This window comes from Streptomyces sp. UH6, assembly GCF_013421635.1.
Taxonomy (GTDB): Bacteria; Actinomycetota; Actinomycetes; order Streptomycetales; family Streptomycetaceae; genus Streptomyces; species Streptomyces abyssomicinicus.
Genome location: NZ_JACADT010001331.1, coordinates 1 through 1,217 on the forward strand (window position 1 = coordinate 1; position 1,217 = coordinate 1,217).

The window sequence follows — 1,217 nt, forward strand, 5'->3', positions numbered from 1 at the left end:
ACGTGTCCCGGGTCCCGGCCTCCCGGCCGGCCCGGGCCGGCTGCCGCGTGTCCGCGGCGGACTGCACTGATTCACTCACTGGTCGGCTGCCCTGGCTGTGCGATGGTCGAAGACGGCTCGTCGGGACGACGGTACGGGAGGGGTGCGACGCGGTCGTCGGCGGAGGCCGTTCCGGTCCGCGACGCCCGCCGGAATAGGAGGGGAGTTGTCCGGATAAGGCGCTCTTGACGCAGTTGGCCGTAATGGAGGAACCTGGGCGCTGTGTCAGGGGGGCCAGGGGAGGCCTCCCGCGCGGCACGTCGCCGGGGGGCGCATGACCATAGGGGTGGTCGGCGGGGCGGGTGCGCGGTCGATGTTCCGGCTGGAGCGGCTGGAAGAGGCGATGCGCAGACGTCTGGGCCGCGAATGTCTGTACGTGCCGTCGTGCCGTCTGGGCCTGTACCTGGCGCTGCGGCACTGGTGCCGGCCGGGGGGCCGCGTGCTGATGTCGCCGGTCAACGACGACGTCATCTTCTTCGTCGTGCTGGCCGCCGGACTCCGGCCCGTGCAGGCGCCGTTGAACCCGTTCGACGGGTCGATCGACGTCGACGCCGTGGAACCGGACGTGTGGCGCGGACTGGCCGGCGTGCTCACCGCCAACCTGTACGGCAACCCCGACCCGGCGCCCCGACTCCGCGCGCGGTGCGACCGGCTGGGCATCCCGCTCATCGAGGACGCGGCGCATGCCATCGGCAGCGAGACGGCCGGGCGCCCGGTGGGGTCCTTCGGGCAGGCGGCCTCGTTCAGCCTGTCCAAGCACGTCGGCGTCCGGGCCGGCGGCGTCCTGGCCTTCGACGGCGAACCGGGGCTGCGGGAGGAACTGGTCCGGGCGCGGGACGAGTTGCTGGAGCCGCCCCGAGCGCTGGCCGAACTCCTCTACGGCGTACGCCCGTTCGCCGAGGCGGCGGTGCGCGGGCTGGGGCTGCGGAGGACCGCCCTCGCCGCGCTGCGGCTGCTCGGGGCGAGCGAACGCGACGGGATCCGGATGCCGTTGCGCGCCCCGCAGCTGGCGGAAGCCACCGCCTCGGCGCCCGGGCTCGGCACCCACCACTCCTGGGTGCGGGTCGACATGCACGACTACCGCCGCACCCCCGGCCCCGTCCGTGCCCGCCGGATCGAGCGAGGCCTCGGCCGACTCGACCAGGTGCTGCGGGCCCACCGTGAGGGAACCGCGCTGC

Annotated in this window: 1 protein-coding gene; it reads left to right on the forward strand. The window is 74.4% G+C overall.

The window, feature by feature from the left end; translation table 11 throughout:
• Positions 1 to 382: 382 nt before the first annotated feature.
• Positions 383 to 1,217, forward strand: an 835-nt coding sequence (locus tag HW445_RS31670) for a DegT/DnrJ/EryC1/StrS family aminotransferase (RefSeq protein ID WP_257231428.1), incomplete at its 3' end; no start/stop codon positions are given.